This window comes from Streptomyces sp. NPDC046805 (genome assembly GCF_040645355.1).
Lineage (GTDB): Bacteria > Actinomycetota > Actinomycetes > Streptomycetales > Streptomycetaceae > Streptomyces.
Genome location: NZ_JBEYYC010000026.1, coordinates 25,683 through 43,507, shown reverse-complemented (window position 1 = coordinate 43,507; position 17,825 = coordinate 25,683). Strand labels below are relative to the sequence as shown.

The window sequence follows — 17,825 nt, the reverse complement described above, 5'->3', positions numbered from 1 at the left end:
AGAGCGGCCAGCCCTCCAGCAGTTCGCTCTCATCCGGGGAGCAGGAGTGGAAACGCGCATTCCAAAAGCCAAAATAAACGCCCAATACATCTCAAATCATCCACAATGTGGACTGGGGTCGCGTGCGGCAGGCATGCGCGCCGTAGGCGGGCCCCCACCCCCACCCCGACCCCCACCCCAATCCCATCAGCCGATGAAGTGCAGGGACCCTATGAACGTGCCGGTGCGCCCGGGCCAGGACGGTGGTCCGGTGTACCTGGACCACAACGCCACCACCCCGGTCGACCCACGGGTGGTTGAGGCGATGATGCCCTTCCTGACGAGCGGCTTCGGCAATCCGTCCAGTGGACACGCCTACGCCGTGGCACCGCGGGCGGCGATGGCTCGGGCGCGTCGGCAGGTCGCCGCGCTCGTCGGGGCGGACGCGGAGGAGATCGTCTTCACCTGCTCCGGTTCGGAGGCGAACAACCTTGCGCTGCGCGGGGTCGTCCTCGCCGCAGGCGACCGAAGGCGGCGGGTGATCACGCAGGTCACCGAGCACCCGGCCGTGCTGGAGACGTGTCGCGCGCTGCACCGGCTGCACGGCGTGGACGTGACGTATCTGCCGGTCGACGAAAGGGGCCTGGTCGATCCCGCCGACTTGGGCGCGACATTGGACGACCGGACGGCCGTGGTCTCCGTCATGGCTGCCAACAACGAGACAGGGACGCTGCAGCCGGTCGCCGATCTGGCCCGCCTCGCTCACGACCACGGCGCTCTCTTCCACTGCGACGCGGCCCAGGCGGTCGGCAAGATCCCGGTGGACGTGCGTGCGCTCGGCGCGGACCTGCTGACCTTGGCGGGCCACAAGATGTACGCCCCGAAGGGCGTCGCCGCCCTCTATGTACGCGACGGCGTCCGCCTTGAGCCTCTGCTGTACGGCGGCGGCCAGGAGGGCGGCCTTCGTGCCGGCACCGAGAGCGTCGCCTTCGCCGTGGCGCTGGGCACCGCCGCCGAACTCGCCGCCGCGGAAATGGCGGAGGACGGCGGACGGCGCATCAGAGCGCTGCGTGACCGATTGCACCGAGGACTTGCCCAGGCGCTTCCTGGGCAGGTGCACCTGAACGGGTGCGACCGCCGTCTGCCCGGCACCCTCAATATCAGCATCGACGGCACCACGGGGCACGAGCTGCTGGCCGCCACGCCTCGCCTCGCGGCCTCCGCCGGCTCGGCGTGCCACAACGGGGCCGGAGCGCCCTCGCCCGTGCTGCGCGCGATGGGGCTGGACGATGCCCGGGCGATGGCCGCCGTACGGCTGTCGCTCGGCCGCTGGACGACCGCGGCAGACGTCGACCAGGCCGCTGAGATGCTGGTCGACGCCGTGCACGCACCCGCCCCGGACAGGCCCTGCCCGTCCTGGTCCGCGGCGCGCTGACTTGCGATTGATCTCCGAGCCGGTAGCGTCGAACAGGCTGGGGGTCCATTGCGCGAAGGAGCGGGCAGATGGGCGTGAAACGGTGGCTGGATCTCTGGCCCGTGTACCGGCAGATCACCGGTGCCGACTGGCTGGGCCGCGGCTTGGCGGTCCAGTCGAAGAGGTCGAGAACTCTGCAGCCCCGCACGGAGGAGGCCGACCGAGTGGTGCACTCGGTGTGCCCGTACTGCGCGGTGGGCTGTTCGCAGAACGTCTTCGTCAAGGACGAGAAGGTCATCCAGATCGAGGGCAACCCGAACAGCCCGGTCAACCGCGGCCGCCTGTGCCCGAAGGGGTCCTGCAGCAAGCAGCTCGTCACCGGGCCGCAGCGTGAGGACAAGGTGCTCTACCGGGCTCCGTTCGCCACCGAGTGGCAGCCCCTGGACCTGGACACGGCCATGGACATGGTGGCCGACCGGGTGCTGGACGCCCGCCGCCGGGGCTGGCAGGACACCGACGAGCAGGGCAGGGTACTCCGCCGCACCATGGGCTTCGCGGGTCTGGGCGGCGCGGCGCTGGACAACGAGGAGAACTACCTCATCAAGAAGTTGTTCACCGCCCTCGGCGCGTTGCAGATCGAGAACCAGGCGCGTATTTGACACTCCGCCACCGTTCCCGGTCTGGGAACCTCGCTCGGACGTGGCGGCGCTACCAACTACCCGGAGGACCTCACCAACTCTGACTGCATCATCATCATGGGCTCGAACATGGCCGAAGCCCATCCCGTCGCGTTCCAGTGGGTCACCGAGGCCAAGGTGCGCGGCACGAAGGTCATCCACATCGACCCCCGCTTCACCCGCACCAGCGCCCATGCCGGCCAGCACGTGCGGATCAGGGTGGGCACCGACATCGCCTTCCTCGGCGGAGTGGTCAACTACATCCTCTCCAACGACCTGCACTTCAAGGAGTACGTGCAGGCGTACACCAACGCCACGTTCCTGGTGAACGAGGATTTCCAGGACACCGAGGACCTGGACGGCCTGTTCAGCGGCTACGACCCGGAGACCGGCTCGTACGACAGCACCAGCTGGGCGTACGAGGTCGCCGAGGGGGGTGACGGACGGCAGGGCAGCACGCTCGTCTCCGCGACCCCCGCGCAGGCGGCGGGCGGTCACGAGTCGCCGCCGGGACCGCCCGGACTGATCGCGACCGACCCCACCATGCAGCACCCGCGCTGTGTGCTCCAGGTGCTCAAGCGGCACTATTCCCGGTACACGCCGGAGATGGTCGAGCGGGTCTGCGGCATCACCCAGCAGCAGTTCCTCGACGTGTGCCGCGCCTGGACCGAGAACTCGGGCCGGGAGCGCACCACCGCACTCGTCTACAGCGTGGGCTGGACGCAGCACACCGTCGGCGCGCAGTACATCCGGGCCGGTGCCATCGTCCAGTTGCTGCTCGGCAACCTCGGGCGCCCCGGCAGCGGCATCCTCGCCCTGCGCGGCCACGCCAGCATCCAGGGGTCCACGGACATCCCGACCCTGTACAACCTGCTGCCCGGCTACCTCCCGATGCCCAACGTCACCCATGAGACCCTGGGCAAGTTCCTGGACGACGTACGCCACGTCATGCGCAGGGGCTACTGGGACAACGCCGACACCTACATGATCTCCTTGCTCAAGGAGTACTGGGGCGACGCGGCCACGCCGGAGAACGACTTCTGCTACGGCTACATGCCACGCATCAACGGCGACCACGGCACCTACCACACGGCCATGGACATGCTCGCAGGCAATGTCTACGGCTACTTCCTGATGGGGCAGAACCCCGCGGTCGGCTCCGCGCACGGAAGGCTGCAGCGGCTCGCCATGTCCAAGCTGGAATGGCTGGTCGTCCGTGACCTCGCGATGGTCGAGAGCGCGACCGTCTGGAAGGACGCGCCGGAGATCGAGACGGGCGAGATCTCCACCGAGACCTGTCCCACCGAGGTGTTCTTCTTCCCCGCCGCCTCGCACGTGGAGAAGTCCGGGACCTTCACCCAGACACAGCGCATGATTCAGTGGCGTGACCAGGCCGTCGAACCCATCGGCGACCGCCGCTCCGACCTGTGGTTCTTCTACCACCTCGGCCGAATCCTCCGGGCGAAGCTGGAGGACTCGGAGGACGAACGCGACCGTCCCGTGCTCGACATGGCCTGGGACTACGAGATGGAGGAGGGCGACGAGCCGTCCGCCGCGGACGTCCTGCGCCACATCAACGGCATCGATCTGCGCACCGGCCGCACGGTGAGCACCTACGAGCACCTCAAGGCCGACGGGACCACCGCGTGCGGCTGCTGGATCTACAGCGGCGTCTACGCGGACGAGTACAACTACGCCCGGCGCCGCAATTCGCGCTTCGAGCACCCGATCTCGGACGGCGAGTGGGGGTTCGTGTGGCCGCTGAACCGGAGGATTCTCTACAACCGGGCCTCCGCCGACCCCGACGGACGCCCGTGGAGCGAGCGCAAAGCCCTCGTCTGGTGGGACGAGGAACTCAAGGAGTGGGTCGGCGGCGACAAGCCCGACTTCCAGCGGCACAAGCCGCCGCGCTACGAGCCGCCGCCGGGCTCGGCCGGTCCGGAGGCGCTGACCGGCGACGACGCGTTCATCATGATGGGCGACGGGAAAGCCGCGCTGTTCACGCCGACCGGCATGGTGGACGGGCCCCTGCCCACCCACTACGAGCCGGAAGAGTCGATCGTCCGCAATCACCTCTACGGCCAGCAGTCCAACCCGACCCGGACGATCTACAAGAAGACCTACAACCCCTACAACCCCTCGCCGCCCCAGGCACACAGCGAGGTGTTCCCGTACGTGTTCACCGCCTCTCGGTACACCGAGCACCACACGGCCGGCGCGATGAGCCGCACGCTGCCCTACCTCTCGGAGCTGCAGCCCGGCCTGACCGTGGAGGTGTCCCCGGAACTCGCCGCCGAGCGGGGCCTGCACCACATGGGCTGGGCGCACGTGATCACGAGCCGCACCGCGGTGGAGGCCAAGGTGGTCGTCACCGACCGGCTGGCGCCCCTGAACTTCGAGGGCCGTAAGGTGCACCAGCTCTGGATGCCCTACCACTGGGGCAACCTCGGGATCACCAAGGGCGACGTGGTCAATGACCTGATCGGCGTGGTGCTCGACTCCAACGTGCTGATCCAGGAGAGCAAGGTCATCACCTGCGACATCCAGCCCGGCCGACGCCCCCAGGGTCCCGAACTCCTGGAGTACGTCGCGGACTACCGGCGCCGGGCCGGGATCACCCTGGACACGGGCACCCACGAGTTGACGGTAGACGACGGGTCGGAGGGCTCCTCATGACCGAGAAGGAAAAGAACGAGAACAGCCTCTTCGGCCCGCTGGAGGACCCGGCCGGGGACGCCGGCTACCCCGAGGACCACCCGCCGAGGATGGGCTTCTTCACCGACACCTCCATCTGCATCGGCTGCAAGGCGTGCGAGGTGGCCTGCAAGGAGTGGAACGGCGTTCCGTCGGACGGCTTCGAACTGCTGGGCATGTCCTACGACAACACCGGCTCACTCGGTGCCAGCAGTTGGCGGCACGTCGCCTTCATCGAGCAGGACCGGCAACTGGGCAGCCAGGACGCCGGTCTGGTGGGCCTGCCCACCGGGCCGTCCGGCACCGAGACGACGGCCGAGGTCGTCGCCGGGGCGATCCGCCAGGGCCACCGGGCCGGCGGTGAACTGGGCACCGAGCCGGTGGACCTGGGCTTCCCCAGCTTCGACCTGCCCGGCGCCGGAAGCGGCGAGGAGACTCGCACGAACTTCCGCTGGCTGATGTCCTCCGACGTGTGCAAGCACTGCACCCACGCCGGCTGCCTCGACGTCTGCCCCACCGGCGCGCTCTTCCGCACCGAGTTCGGCACCGTCGTGGTCCAGCCCGACATCTGCAACGGCTGCGGCTACTGCGTCTCCGCCTGTCCCTACGGCGTCATCGACCGGCGCCCCGACGACGGCCGGGCCTGGAAGTGCACGCTGTGCTACGACCGGCTCAAGGGCGGTCTGGAGCCGGCCTGCGCCAAGGCCTGCCCGACCGACTCCATCCAGTTCGGCGTGCTCGATGAACTGCGCGAGCGCGCGGACCGCCGCCTTGAGCAACTCCACGAAGCGGGTGTTCCCGAGGCCCGGCTGTACGGCCGCGACCCCGATGACGGGGTCGGCGGCGACGGCGCCTTCTTCCTGCTCCTCGACGAGCCGGAGGTCTATGGGCTGCCGCCGGACCCGATCGTCACCACCCGGGACGTGGTGTCCATGTGGAAGCACGCGGCCGTGGCCGCCGGGATCATGGTGGCCGCATCCGCCGCCGTCTTCATCAAGGGAGGCCGTCGATGACCGAGGGCGACGGAACGCACCACGAGCCGCGGAGCGACGCGGGAGCCGCCGACCCCATGGCCACGTTCTCCGCCGACGGCAGCGGCGGCAAGCACAGGAAGAAGGGCCACAAGGGCGGCGGGGGCGAGGAGTTGATGGTCCCCCGCGCGGAGTTCAAGTCGTACTACGGACGCCCGGTGCTCAAGCCGCCGGTCTGGGAATGGATGGTCCCGGCCTATCTCCTGACCGGCGGACTCTCGGCGGCCGCCGTCATGCTCTCGGTGGGCGCCGACCTGACGGACCGGCCCGGCATGTGCCGGTCCTGTCGCATCGGCAGTTTCGGGGCGCTGCTCGCCAGCAGCTACCTCCTCATCGGCGACCTCGGCCGACCCCTGCGCTTCCACCACATGATGCGGGTGGCCAAGCCGACCTCCCCGATGTCGATGGGCACCTGGATCCTGATGTCCTTCGGCCCGGGCAGCTCCCTGGCCGGAATGGTCGAACTCCTGCCGAAGTCCTGGCGTACCCGGGGCTCCCTCGGCACCACCCTGAAGTGGGTGGCCCGGGTGAGCGGCATCTCCGCGGCCGTGGTCGCCCCCGCGCTCGCCTCCTACACGGCCGTCCTCCTCGCCGACACCGCGGTGCCCGCCTGGCACGAGGCCTACCGGGAACTGCCGTTCGTCTTCACGGGCTCCGCTGCCGCCAGCGGCGCGGGCCTGGCGATGGTCTGCTCGCCGGTGTCGGAGGCGGGTCCGGCCCGCCGCCTCGCCGTCCTCGGCGCCGCGATCGAGATCGCGGCGGCCCATCGCATCGACCACAAGCCGACGTTCGAGACCTCGACGTACACGCACGGTGAGCCGCACAGGCTGCGCAAGATCTCGGAGTACCTCACCATCGGCGGCGCGGTCACCGCGCTCACCTTCGCCCGGCGCAGCCGCGTCGTCGCCGCGCTCGGCGGCCTGGCGCTCCTCGCGGGCAGCGGCTTCCAGCGCTTCGGAACCTTCGAGGCCGGCGTGGAGTCCACCAAGGACCCGATCTACGTGGTGAAGCCACAGCGTGAACGCCTCGATGCCCGTCGCAGGGAGCAGGAGGAGCGGGAGCGGGAACAGCAGCAGGGGCAGGGGCAGACCGGGCAGTGATCTCGTGCCCGCGCACGCCCGGCTGACCCTGCGGGGCGCCTCCGGTGTGGCGCGGATGCCGGTGACGGCGGCCACCGTAGCCTGGGCGGGGGTTTCAGTCGGCCAGGCCAGAACGAGGGTGCCCGAGATGGACCGCGACCACGCCCCCGCCGCTGACGCCGTCTCGCCCGGCGAGGAGCGGCGGCGGCTGCCCCGTACCGACGTGCTCCTGGCCGATCCCCGGCTGGCCGCGGCGACGCACCGGCTGGGCCGGGACCTGGTCAAGGACGTGATCGCCGGGGTGCAGGCGCGGGCACGCGCGGGCGATGTGCCCGTCGGTGAGATCGCCGACCGTGCCGTCGCCTCGCTGCCGGCCACTGCGTCCGCGCTGCGTCCGGTCATCAACGCCACCGGTGTGCTGCTCCACACCAACCTGGGCCGGGCCGCGCTGTCGGACGCGGCCCGCGAGGCCGTGCTGGCCGCCTCTGGGACCACGGACGTGGAGCTCGACCTCACCACCGGAGCCCGTTCCCGGCGCGGCCGGTCCGCGCTCGACGCCCTGCTGCGTGCCGTGCCGGCGGCCGAGGCCGCCCATGTGGTCAACAACGGTGCGGCGGCGCTCGTGCTGGCCGCGACCGCGCTCGCCCAGGGGCGGGAGATCATCGTCAGCCGCGGCGAGATGGTGGAGATCGGGGACGGATTCCGCCTGCCCGACCTGCTGATCTCCACCGGCGCCCGGCTGCGGGAGGTCGGCACCACCAACCGCACCACCCCCGCCGACTACGCGGCGGCCATCGGCCCGGACACCGGCTTCATCCTGAAGGTCCACCCCTCCAACTTCCGCGTCACCGGCTTCACCAGCGAGGCCTCCGTGGCCGAACTGGCCCCGCTCGGCGTGCCCGTGGTGGCGGACATCGGTTCGGGACTGCTCAGCCCGGAACCGGCGCTGCCCGGGGAGCCCGACGCGACGAGCTGGCTGCGCGCCGGGGCCTCCCTCGTCACCGCCAGCGGCGACAAGCTGCTCGGCGGACCGCAGTGCGGGCTGCTGCTCGGCGGGGCCGAGTTGGTGCGGCGGCTGGCCCGGCATCCGCTGGCCCGCGCGCTGCGCGTGGACAAGCTGACCCTCGCGGCCCTGGAAGCGACGGTACGCGGCCCCGCCGCTCCGACCCTGACCGCACTGCGCACCGATCCGGCGGAGCTGCGGCAGCGTGCCGAGCGGCTCGCGGAGAAGCTGCGGGCGGACGGGTTCGACAGCCGCGCGGTCGACACGGACTCGGTGGTGGGCGGTGGCGGCGCGCCGGGGGTGACGCTGCCGAGCGCCGCCTTGTCCCTGCCCGCGGAGTACGCGGCTCTGCTGCGCGGCGCGAGCCCCGCGGTGATGGCCCGTGTGGAGGACGGACGCTGCCTGCTCGACCTGCGGGCGGTAGCGGAGGACGACGACCCGCGACTGGCGGAGGCGGTACACCGAGCCGCACTCCGGCGGGAGACGGGGAGCTGACCATGCACGTCATCGCCACCGCAGGGCACGTCGACCACGGCAAGTCCGCGCTGCTGCGCGCCCTGACAGGAATGGAGCCCGATCGCTGGGCGGAGGAACGACGCCGGGGCATGACGCTGGACCTGGGCTTCGTGTGGACGCGGCTGCCCGGGGCGGGTGACCTCGCTTTCGTCGACGTGCCGGGACACGAACGCCTCGTGGGCAACATGCTGGCCGGCGTCGGCCCGGTCCCCGCCGTCCTCTTCGTCGTCGCCGCCGACCAGGGCTGGCAGCCTCAGTCCGAGGAGCACCTGTGCGTCCTGGACGCGCTCGGTGTACGGCACGGAGTCCTCGCCGTCACCCGCATCGACCTCGCCGACCCGGACGCGACGCGTATGCGGGCGCTCGACCGGATCGCCGAGTCCTCCCTCGGCAAGCTGCCGAGCGTGGCCGTCAGCGCGGTGACCGGCGCCGGCCTCGACGCGCTGCGCAGCGAGCTGGTCCGGCTGACCGGCGCACTCCCCGCCCCGGACCGTGACGCGGACGTACGCCTGTGGGTGGACCGCGCTTTCACGGTGCGAGGCCACGGCACGGTCGTCACCGGCACCCTCGGCGCGGGCACGCTGCACGTCGGCGACCGGCTCCAACTCTCATGTACCGGCCAGTTGTTGCGGGTTCGCGGGCTGGAATGCCTCAAGGAGTCGCGGCAGGAGGCCGATGCGGTCGCCCGGGTGGCGGTCAACGTGACCGGACCGGGCGCCGGCACCCTGCGTCGCGGGGACGCGTTGCTCACCCCGGGCCGGTGGCTGACCGCCGCCACCGTGGACGTACGTCTTCGGGGCGACCAGGCCCGTGACCTGCCGCGCGAACTCACGCTCCACGCGGGCTCCGCGGCGGTGCCGGTGACGGTACGCCCCCTCGGCGAGGACACCGCACGCCTGCGACTGGCCGCACCACTCCCCCTGCGCGTCGGTGACGGCGCGCTGCTGCGCGACCCCGGACGGCACCGCGTTCCGGCGGGGATCACCGTGCTCGACGTCCGCCCGCCGCGGCTGACCCGGCGCGGCGCGGCAGCGGCCCGGGACCGGGAACTGCGGGCGACGCCGGGGCACGCGGACGGGGCCGAGGAACTACGCCGACGCGGTCTGATCCGCCGCTCCGAGCTGCTCGCCATGGGCGTACGCCCGCCGATCGAACCGGTCGCCGGGGATTGGCTGGTCGATCCGGCCCACTGGGCGGCGCTGCGCGAGCGCCTCGGTGAGGTGGTCGAGGAGCACGCCGAACTCAACCCCCTCGAGCCCGGCATGCCGCGGGAGGTGGCCCGCCAGGCGCTGGGGCTACCGGAACGCGGCCTCGTCGACGCGCTGTTGGCACAGTCGCCCCGACTACGGCAGAGCGACGGCCGCGTCTACGGCAGTCGCGGCCGTCCCACGCTTTCGCCCCAGGCCGAGGCCGCCGTCGAGGCCGTACGCGCGGACCTCGCCCGTGAGCCGTTCCGCGCTCCGGAGGCCGAGCGGCTGCACGAACTCGGCCTCACGCCCAAGTTGTTGGCGGCTGCCGAGGCCGCGGGGGCGCTCTTGCGGATCGGTCAGGGAATCGTGCTGCTGCCAGGTGCGGACGGGCAGGCCGCGGCCGTACTGGCGCGGCTGGAGCAGCCGTTCACCGTGAGTCAGGCACGCCGGGCGCTGGGCACCACGCGCCGGGTCGCCATTCCTCTTCTGGAGTACCTGGACCAGCACGGCCACACCGTCCGCGTGGACGATGCGCTTCGCCGCTGCGGCACCGCTGACGTGGACGCGAAATGACGCGTCGTGGAGTTTGGCGGAGACGGACGGGAATCGAACCCGCCTACCCGAGTTACTCGGACACCTCGGTTTTGAAGACCGGGAGGGCCACCAGGCACCCTTACGTCTCCCCGCATGCCGTCACGGGGGCCATGCCCCGGACATGCGGCCATGGAACCGTCGTCTCCCCGTGCGAGTCAACGCGCCACACGGCGCATCCCCCTACAGACAAGGACTGATCCACTCATGACGGACACGCGGGCCGGCATCCGGCAGGCGAACGGGCAGAAGACCGTGCGACTCACGCAATACGCACACGGCGGCGGCTGCGCCTGCAAGATTCCCCCGGGCGAACTCGAGGACATCGTGGCCGGACTGACGCCCTCGGGGGCAGCCGGCACCGCCGTCGGGGACCTGCTGGTCGGTCTCGACCATGGCGACGATGCAGCGGTCGTCCGGATGCCGGGCGGCCCGGGCACCCCCGCCGCCGTCGCCACCGCGGACTTCTTCACCCCTGTGGTCGACGACCCCCACGACTGGGGCCGTATCGCCGCCGCCAACGCGTTCTCCGACGTCTACGCCATGGGCGGGACCCCGCTCGTGGCCGTCAACCTCCTGTGCTGGCCCCGCGACGTTCTGCCGTTCGATCTGGCGAGGGAGGTGCTGCGGGGCGGCATGGACGTTGCCGCAGCGGCGGGCTGCATGGTGGCGGGCGGCCACAGCGTGGACGACCCGGAACCCAAGTACGGCATGGCGGTGACCGGCACCGCCGATCCGGAACGTCTGCTGCGCAACGACGCGGGACGGCCGGGGATGCCGCTGTCGCTGACCAAACCCCTGGGCCTGGGAGTGCTCAACAACCGCCACAAGACGACAGGCGAGATCTTCCCGCAGGCGGTGGAGACGATGGTCGCGCTCAACCGCGACGCGTCGCGGGCCGCGCTGGCGGCGGGCGCGGTCTGCGCCACCGACGTCACCGGCTTCGGCCTGCTGGGGCACCTGTACAAGCTGGCGCGTGCCTCGGACGTGACCGCTGTGATCGACTCTGCCGCAGTCCCGTTCCTCGACGGCGCCTGGGAGGCCGCCCGCACCGGACACATCAGCGGCGGAACCCGCCGCAACCTCGAATGGGTCACCCCGTACACGGACTTCGGCGACACCGACGAACTGACCCGGCTCCTCCTTGCCGACGCCCAGACCTCCGGTGGCCTCCTCGTCGCCGGCGAGGTACCAGGCGCTCCCGTCATCGGGGAGCTGGTGGCGGCGGGGCCACACCGGCTGCTCGTCCGCTGACAAGCCACTGTCCTCATCTCGGCCGCGGTCAAGACGCACCCGGAAGAAGGTGTCTCGCACGCCGACGGCGTCGATGTCCGCGACGGTGACCTGAGAGTCGTCGGCGTTCTCACCGATCCGCAGGGCCTGCTCGACCGGGTACTACTCCAGCCGGGAGCACACCTCCGCGAGGGATGAGGAGAAGCCCGCAGCCCACCCCTGGACCCCGTCGGTCACGGTGACCATCACGCCCCGAACTAGTCATCAAAACAAAGCAGTTCGCGGGCCTCATCCCACCACGTAACGTCGGCGGATTTCACCGAGCGCTGCTCCCTCGTGAAAGGCCACAGCACGGCAGCCGAGTGTCTATCGGCCAATCAGACGAGCAGGGACACGGTGAACGCCGTTGCCCTTGAGTCGGCAGTCCCGCAGAACCTTCCAGTTCTTGAGGCGCGACAGGACATGCTCGACACGTGCCCGGGCCCGACGGTGGACAGCGTTTTCGGCCTCCTGCTGCGGGCTCAGACGCTGTTGGCCTCGTCTTGTGCGGTGCGGGACGAGCAGTCCGGTGCCCTGGTGGCCGCCATCAGCGAGGGTGGGAACACCATGGCAGGCCGAGTCGACACCGGACTCGGTGAAGGCCGGCAGTCGTTGCGGCTGCGAAATGGTTCAGGATCCGGTCCGCGGCCGACTTCGAGATCCCGAACGGTAGCGCCACCTGCCGCAACGTCAAATTCGTGCGCCAGTACGTGGCCACCAGCAACACCCGGTCCTCCAGCGGCAATCGCCACGGCCGGCCTCGCTGGATGCCATCACCCCGCCGCCGCACCAACGCGACGAGACGGTCGAACTGCACCGGGCTCAACCCGACGAACGACTCGATCCACTTCGGATCACCTGCTGACATCACCCCCCCCATGACCGGACAACGCCGACGGGGAGCGGTGGGACACCGAGTGGTTCGGTCAGATTCGAGCGGCAGTCGACGGGCAGAGGGCGGCGCCGCTCAGACCATGCGTCGTAGCGCGGTCTCCACGGCATCGACCAGCGGATCGCCTTCGGTCCGCGGGTGCCTGGCCAGGCCGAGTTCGATGTCCGGCAGGCTGGGCAGGGCGTCCGCGTCGTGGCACGCCATGGCCGGTTCGAGATTCCCGGGCAGCACCGCCGTAACGCCGAGCCCGGCCCGCACCGCGGCGAGCACACCGACGAGACTGTTGCTCTCGAACGCCACCCGCCAGCGGCGGTCGGCACCTTCCAGCCCTTCCAGCACCGACGCACGCCATGTGCACGGGCCCGAGAACAGCACCACGGGTAGCGGATCGGCAGCCAAGTCCACACCCTGACCGACCGCCCAGACCAGCGGTCGGCGCACCGTCCAGCGCGGCCGGCCGGGAACGTCCGCCGCCTCGTCGAGCACGAGTTGGACGCGTCCCGCGTCGTACGCCTCGCGCCTCGCGTCGCCGGAGAGGCTGAGCACCTCAAGCGTCGCGCCTGGATGCAGCCGGGCGAGGTCGGCGAGGGCCTGCGGAAGCTGGGACGCGGCGAGGTCTTCGAGCAACCCGACGCCGCAGTGGCCGGTCAGTGCGCGGCCGGCTTCGGCGAGTGCCTGCGTGGAGAGCGAGAGGATGCGCTCCGCGTATGGCAGGAGTTCGTCACCCGCGCGGGTCGGCGAGACGCCGGTCGTGGACCGGAGGAGCAGGGGGCTACCGATGGTGTTCTCAAGCTTGCGCAACTGCTGGCTGAGCGCGGGCTGGCTCTGCCCCAACGCGCTTGCGGCGCGGCTGATGCTGCCCGCCCGCACAGCGGTAACGAACGACCGCAGCAGTGCGATCTCCAGATCCCTGGCCATAAAAATCCATTATATCGACTCCAATCATATGGCCACTTCCTATTGCCAGATGATTGGAGCTAGCGTCACGCGGGTGACTCGATACCGACAGGTGCTCGCCGTGCCCGGGATGGCAGCGCTGCTGGGCGTCTCGCTGCTCGCCCGCACCGCGATCACGGCCTCCGGGATGGCGCTGACGATGTACGTCGTTCTGGGCCTGGACATGAGCTACGCGGCAGCGGGAGGAGCCGCGGCGGCCATGACCACCGGTCTGGCGCTGGGCGGTCCGCTGCTGGGCCGCATGATCGACCGGCGGGGCGCGCGTGCCGTGCTGCTGATCACCATCGTGGTTCAGGTCGCATGTTGGCTGAGCGTCGCGGTACTGCCGTACACGACCCTGCTGGCCGCCGCCTTCGTAGCAGGTCTGCTGATGGTGCCGGCCCCGATGGTGACCAGGCAGGCGATCGCCGCGATGACGAAGGCGGGACAGCGCCGGGCCGCCTTCGCGCTGGAAGCGGTACAGGGTGAGCTGTCCTACATGGTGGGCCCGCCGATCGTGATCCTCTGCGCGGCACAACTGCCCTCCGGCGTGGTGGCCTGGGGCGTCGGCGCTGCGATCGTGGCGGGCGGAGCGGGGATCGCCCTGCTCAACCCCCCGCTGCGGGCCGAGGACGAGGCGCCGGCCGCCCCAGCCGACCGCCCCCGTCGCCGGGAGTGGCTGGGCCCGAGAATGATCGCGGTGCTGGTGATGGCGTTCGGCGTCACGATCGTGCTCAACGGTACCGACCTGGCCATCGTGGCTACTCTCAAGGAAGCCGGCCAGGTCTCCTGGGCCGCCGTCGTGGTGGCCGTGTACGGCGCGGCCTCCATCGCCGGCGGGCTTCTGTACGGCGCGATCCCGCGACCGCTGCCCACCTGGCTGCTGCTCGGCCTGCTCGGGCTGGTAACCATTCCCGCCGGACTGGCCCACGACTGGCGCTGGTTGTGTGTGGCAGGCTGCGGCGCGGGACTGCTTGCCGCACCGACTCTTTCCGCGTTGTCCGACGCCGTGAGCCGGCTCGCACCCGCGAGCGTGCGCGGTGAGGCGACAGGCTTGCAGTCCTCGGCGCTGGGCGCGGGCTTCGCCCTCGGCGTCCCGATCGTCGGCGGGGCGATCGACACGTCCGGACCGGCAGGCGGCTTCGCGGCGGCCGGCCTGGCCGGCCTCGCGGCCGCGCTGATGGGATGGCTGCTGTCCCGGCGCTCACCCATCCGAACGCGGTCGGTGCGCAGCGATCCCAGCTTCATCGGCGCCTCGGACGCGCGATGATCTGCCTGCCGTCCAGTGGCTGAGCCTTCTCAGGCCATGCTCGGCGTTGCACGCCTCCACAACATGGCCCTCACGGGATAACCCCAACCCCATACGGGACAACCTCTAGGCGTCGAGGTCTTCCAGGATGGAAGCTCCTGCACTGCCCATCCGAAAGACCTCGACCTGCTCCACGCTATCTTCGCCGCGTGTCTGACCACGTTCTGCCGTCTCGATGAGCTCGGTCTGGAAGCCGTCGGGCAACGCCTCGAGTCGGATCAGGCAGTGATCGAGTGCCGGGTCGCCGAGCCGCGTTCACCGATGAGCGGCCAGCACTGCCGCGAGGCCCTCTTGCAGATCTTTGACGAAATACTCGGGAACCTCCAGCGACGGGAAATGTCCCCCGATTTCGGGCGACCTCCATCGGACGATTTGTCGGTACCGCTCCTGCGCCCAGGGGCGCGGACACTTCTCGATGTCACGGGGATACATACTGATTGCCGACGGGACGTCGACCCGAAGTTCGGGGTCCAGCGAGTTGTGGCTTTCGTAGTAAATGCGGGCCGCCGACGCACCGGTCCGCGTCAGCCAATACAGGGTGACGTTGTCAAGAACGCGGTCTCTGGAAATCGTCTCGAACGGGCTGTCCTCGGTGTCTGACCACTCCGCGAACTTGTCAAGGATCCAGGCAAGAAGCCCGACCGGCGAGTCGACGAGCGAGTAGCCGATGGTCTGCGGTCGGGTCGCCTGCTGCTTCGCGTACGCCGCGCGATGGCGCCAGAAATCGCGGGTTTCCTCGGTCCACGTGCGCTCGACCGCCGTCAGCCCGTCCGTTGTCAACCCGGGCGGTCCCTCCGCGAACGTCGTGTGGATACCGAGAACGTGCGCCGGAAACCTGCCACCGAGAACCGTGGTGATATTGCCTCCCCAGTCGCCGCCCTGGGCCGCGAACTTGCTGTAGCCGAGCCTTCCCATCAGTTCCACCCATGCGGCCGCGATCTTTTCGGTTCCCCACCCGGTGGTGGCCGGCTTGTCGCTGTAACCAAAGCCTGGCAGCGACGGGACCACGACGTGGAACGCCGGCGCGTCCGCATCTTTCGGATCTGCCAGCTCGTCTACTACATCGATGAATTCAGCAATGCTGCCTGGCCAGCCGTGCGTCAAGATCAGAGGAGTGGCATCTGCGCGCACGGATCGGCGGTGCAGGAAGTGGATTCCCAAATCATCAATGGTCGTGCGGAACTGGCCGATCCGGTCAAGGCGCTCTTCGAACGACCGCCAGTTGTACCCGGTGCGCCAGTAGTTCACGACATCGACGAGGTCGGCGAGAGGAACGCCCTGTTCCCATCGGCGAGGGTCAGGCGCGGCGCGATAGACCGTCTCAGCCTCCGGTAGCCGCGCCGCGGCCAGTCGCGCGCGCAGATCGTCGAGGTCGGCGTCAGTTGCGCGGGCTTCAAATGCTTGCACGTCGCTGGTTGGACGGGGCATGAGACCTCCTGGCCATCGCGGAACCGGCCACGATCCATCGCGAACCGGCTATGGCGGTTCTAGCAGTTCTCCGAGTCACGCTGCAACCAGCTAAGGTGGTTCCATGCGTGCTCGGTTCCCTGACTTCCGCCTCGGTAACGTGCTGGCGACCAGCTTCACGGGGACTCTGTCTGAGCGTCATGGCGACGCTGTGGAGCGCATTCCCACGCCGCAGCGACTCATCGACTGGCTGACAGTGAACGGCCTCGCCGTGGACTCCTGCACCGCTGCCCAGCTCGACCTCGCTCGGGAGCTGAGGGAGTCGATTCACGCCGCCGCGACAGCGGCCGCGATCCAGGACGCTCCCCCCGCGTCTGCTGTCCAAGTCATCAATGACTGCAGCGCTCAAGGTCGGGCGGTGGCGATCCTGACGCCCGAGGGTGAGCGGCGATGGCGGCTCAGCTCGGCTTCCTGCGTGGAAGATGCCCTCAGCGTGATCGCCGCCGACGCGATCAGCATCATCGCGGGCGAACGAGACGGGAAATTGGCCTTGTGTGCCTCACCAACCTGCCAAGCCGCCTTCTTCGACACCAGCCGAAGCCGCACTCGCAAATGGTGCGAGATGAACACGTGTGGGAATCGTCAGAAGAAAGCGCGCTTCAATGCCAACCAGCGCAAAAACCCCAGATCCGCGGAGTGATCGTCGCCTCGGTACATCCAAGTGGGCCCCACGCCTGCGACACGTCTGTCGTGTTGGGTCAACCCCAACGGCACCGCTGAGAGCCATCCGTCGCCTTCGATCAACGTCCTCAATCAGTACGTCTACGTTTACTGATCGGCGACGTTCATCGGCTCTTCTCAGCCGCTTCGCGCTACGGGAAGGCGGTGGAGCCCGCGCTGGGCACTGACCCGGACCTCAGCAACTCGCGCGGCAGGCGAGAGGGTTGGGACCCGACATCTTCACGACTCTTCCAGCCCTGCGTTCGCCCCGTTCTGAGAGAGCAAGCTGGAAATCGGCACTTCGTTCACGCCGCGGTCGGCCAGCGCCTGAGCTCGGACCTCGGCAAGGTGGGTCACATGGTCGAGCAGCCGGGCACGGGCACGGGCGGGGTCCTGGTCGCGGATGGCCTCGAAGATGGCCCTGTGCTGGGCCTGGATCAGATCGCGATCGAGGAGTTCGACGAAGACCGTGTTGGTCAGCGGCCGTACGAGGTGCACGGAGGTCATCGCCAGCTCGAGGATGCGGTTGCCGGCTGCGCGCGTGATGGCGGTGTGGAACTCGAGGTCAGTGGCCAGCCACTCGGCTGTGTCGATTGCGGGATCCTGAGCGCGGGCGAGGGGGGCAGCCATCGCTTCGAGGTCTGTATCGGTTCGCCGCTCGGCAGCGAGAGCCACGCATTGCATTTCCAGGGTCATGCGGGCTTCGTCCACTTCTCCCACGGACACATCGCCCGCCCGGAACCACAGCATGATGGCCTCACTGAGGCGTGAGGCGACGTCCTCGGCTGCCGGAACCACCACATAGGTTCCGCCGCCACTGCCTCGGGTGGAGCTGATCATCCCGGTCGCCGAGAGGTGCTTCAGAGCTTCACGCGCGGTCCCGCGGGCCACGTCGAAGACGCCGGCGAGCTCCTGCTCCGTCGGCAGCCGGTCTCCGGGCTTCCACTGACCCCGGACGATCGCTTCGCGCAGTTGCTTTGCGATCTGTCCCGAGGCGTCGCGCCGGGTCAGAGCCTCCGGCTTGAACGCGGCCGCGTTCGCCTCCCTCATGACTCGCTCCTCCGAAGAAATCTGTTTGTTACCGCAGGCACTCTTGCCTGTCGCCCAAACAACGC

12 protein-coding genes, 1 tRNA gene and 1 pseudogene are annotated in these 17,825 nt (G+C 69.8%); 9 read left to right on the top strand and 5 right to left on the bottom strand.

Annotated features, from left to right (window positions below; all coding sequences use genetic code 11):
- The first annotated feature begins 211 nt into the window (after nucleotides 1-211).
- The 6 genes from ABZ910_RS25690 to selB all read left to right on the top strand — a co-directional run bounded on the left by ABZ910_RS25690 (nucleotide 212) and on the right by selB (nucleotide 10,156).
- Entirely contained in the window at nucleotides 212-1,414 is a 1,203-nt protein-coding gene (locus ABZ910_RS25690) for a cysteine desulfurase family protein (protein ID WP_361369226.1), read from the top strand.
- Nucleotides 1,415-1,482: 68 nt separating this feature from the next.
- The gene (gene fdh, locus ABZ910_RS25685) at nucleotides 1,483-4,746 is read left to right on the top strand and encodes a formate dehydrogenase (protein ID WP_361369224.1); all 3,264 of its coding nucleotides are present in this window, start codon (nucleotides 1,483-1,485) and stop codon (nucleotides 4,744-4,746) included.
- Nucleotides 4,743-5,777 (top strand): 4Fe-4S dicluster domain-containing protein, encoded by a 1,035-nt coding sequence (locus ABZ910_RS25680; protein ID WP_361369222.1) that lies wholly within the window; start codon nucleotides 4,743-4,745, stop codon nucleotides 5,775-5,777. The genes fdh and ABZ910_RS25680 overlap by 4 nt, the downstream gene beginning before the upstream one ends.
- Nucleotides 5,774-6,895 carry an NrfD/PsrC family molybdoenzyme membrane anchor subunit gene (nrfD, locus tag ABZ910_RS25675; RefSeq protein ID WP_361369221.1) on the top strand — a complete coding sequence of 374 codons (1,122 nt, stop codon included), beginning with the start codon at nucleotides 5,774-5,776 and terminating at the stop codon, nucleotides 6,893-6,895. Before ABZ910_RS25680 ends, nrfD begins: the two co-directional genes overlap by 4 nt.
- 127 nt (nucleotides 6,896-7,022) lie before the next feature.
- A complete protein-coding gene (gene selA / locus ABZ910_RS25670) occupies nucleotides 7,023-8,372 on the top strand; it encodes an L-seryl-tRNA(Sec) selenium transferase (RefSeq protein ID WP_361369361.1) in 1,350 nt (449 codons plus the stop codon).
- A 2-nt stretch (nucleotides 8,373-8,374) separates the two neighbouring features.
- The gene (gene selB, locus ABZ910_RS25665) at nucleotides 8,375-10,156 is read left to right on the top strand and encodes a selenocysteine-specific translation elongation factor (protein WP_361369219.1); all 1,782 of its coding nucleotides are present in this window, start codon (nucleotides 8,375-8,377) and stop codon (nucleotides 10,154-10,156) included.
- A gap of 14 nt (nucleotides 10,157-10,170) precedes the next feature.
- Here selB and ABZ910_RS25660 read toward each other — a convergent pair.
- Nucleotides 10,171-10,266: transfer RNA gene (locus ABZ910_RS25660), tRNA-Sec, on the bottom strand.
- Nucleotides 10,267-10,381: 115 nt separating this feature from the next.
- Between ABZ910_RS25660 and selD the strand changes: the two genes are divergently transcribed.
- Nucleotides 10,382-11,428, top strand: a complete 1,047-nt coding sequence (selD, locus tag ABZ910_RS25655; RefSeq protein ID WP_361369218.1) for a selenide, water dikinase SelD — start codon at nucleotides 10,382-10,384, stop codon at nucleotides 11,426-11,428.
- A 345-nt stretch (nucleotides 11,429-11,773) separates the two neighbouring features.
- On the opposite strand, the pseudogene ABZ910_RS25650 reads toward selD, so the two are convergent.
- Together ABZ910_RS25650 and ABZ910_RS25645 are read right to left on the bottom strand one after the other, a co-directional pair.
- Nucleotides 11,774-12,326, bottom strand: a pseudogene (locus tag ABZ910_RS25650) (transposase family protein).
- An 87-nt stretch (nucleotides 12,327-12,413) separates the two neighbouring features.
- On the bottom strand, nucleotides 12,414-13,256 hold the full coding sequence (locus tag ABZ910_RS25645; RefSeq protein ID WP_361369216.1) for a LysR family transcriptional regulator: 843 nt from the start codon (nucleotides 13,254-13,256) through the stop codon (nucleotides 12,414-12,416).
- Nucleotides 13,257-13,329: 73 nt separating this feature from the next.
- Here ABZ910_RS25645 and ABZ910_RS25640 point away from each other — a divergent pair, with 73 nt between their 5' ends.
- Nucleotides 13,330-14,544, top strand: a complete 1,215-nt coding sequence (locus ABZ910_RS25640; RefSeq protein WP_361369214.1) for an MFS transporter — start codon at nucleotides 13,330-13,332, stop codon at nucleotides 14,542-14,544.
- Nucleotides 14,545-14,838: 294 nt separating this feature from the next.
- Here the strand turns inward: ABZ910_RS25640 and ABZ910_RS25635 are convergent, their stop codons facing one another.
- Nucleotides 14,839-16,011, bottom strand: a complete 1,173-nt coding sequence (locus ABZ910_RS25635; RefSeq protein WP_361369212.1) for an epoxide hydrolase family protein — start codon at nucleotides 16,009-16,011, stop codon at nucleotides 14,839-14,841.
- 103 nt (nucleotides 16,012-16,114) lie between these two features.
- Between ABZ910_RS25635 and ABZ910_RS25630 the strand changes: the two genes are divergently transcribed.
- Complete coding sequence (locus ABZ910_RS25630; protein WP_361369210.1) at nucleotides 16,115-16,690, top strand: CGNR zinc finger domain-containing protein; 576 nt, start codon at nucleotides 16,115-16,117, stop codon at nucleotides 16,688-16,690.
- Between the two features lie 260 nt (nucleotides 16,691-16,950).
- On the opposite strand, the gene ABZ910_RS25625 is transcribed toward ABZ910_RS25630, so the two are convergent.
- On the bottom strand, nucleotides 16,951-17,760 hold the full coding sequence (locus ABZ910_RS25625; RefSeq protein WP_361369209.1) for a FadR/GntR family transcriptional regulator: 810 nt from the start codon (nucleotides 17,758-17,760) through the stop codon (nucleotides 16,951-16,953).
- Nucleotides 17,761-17,825: the final 65 nt, after the last annotated feature.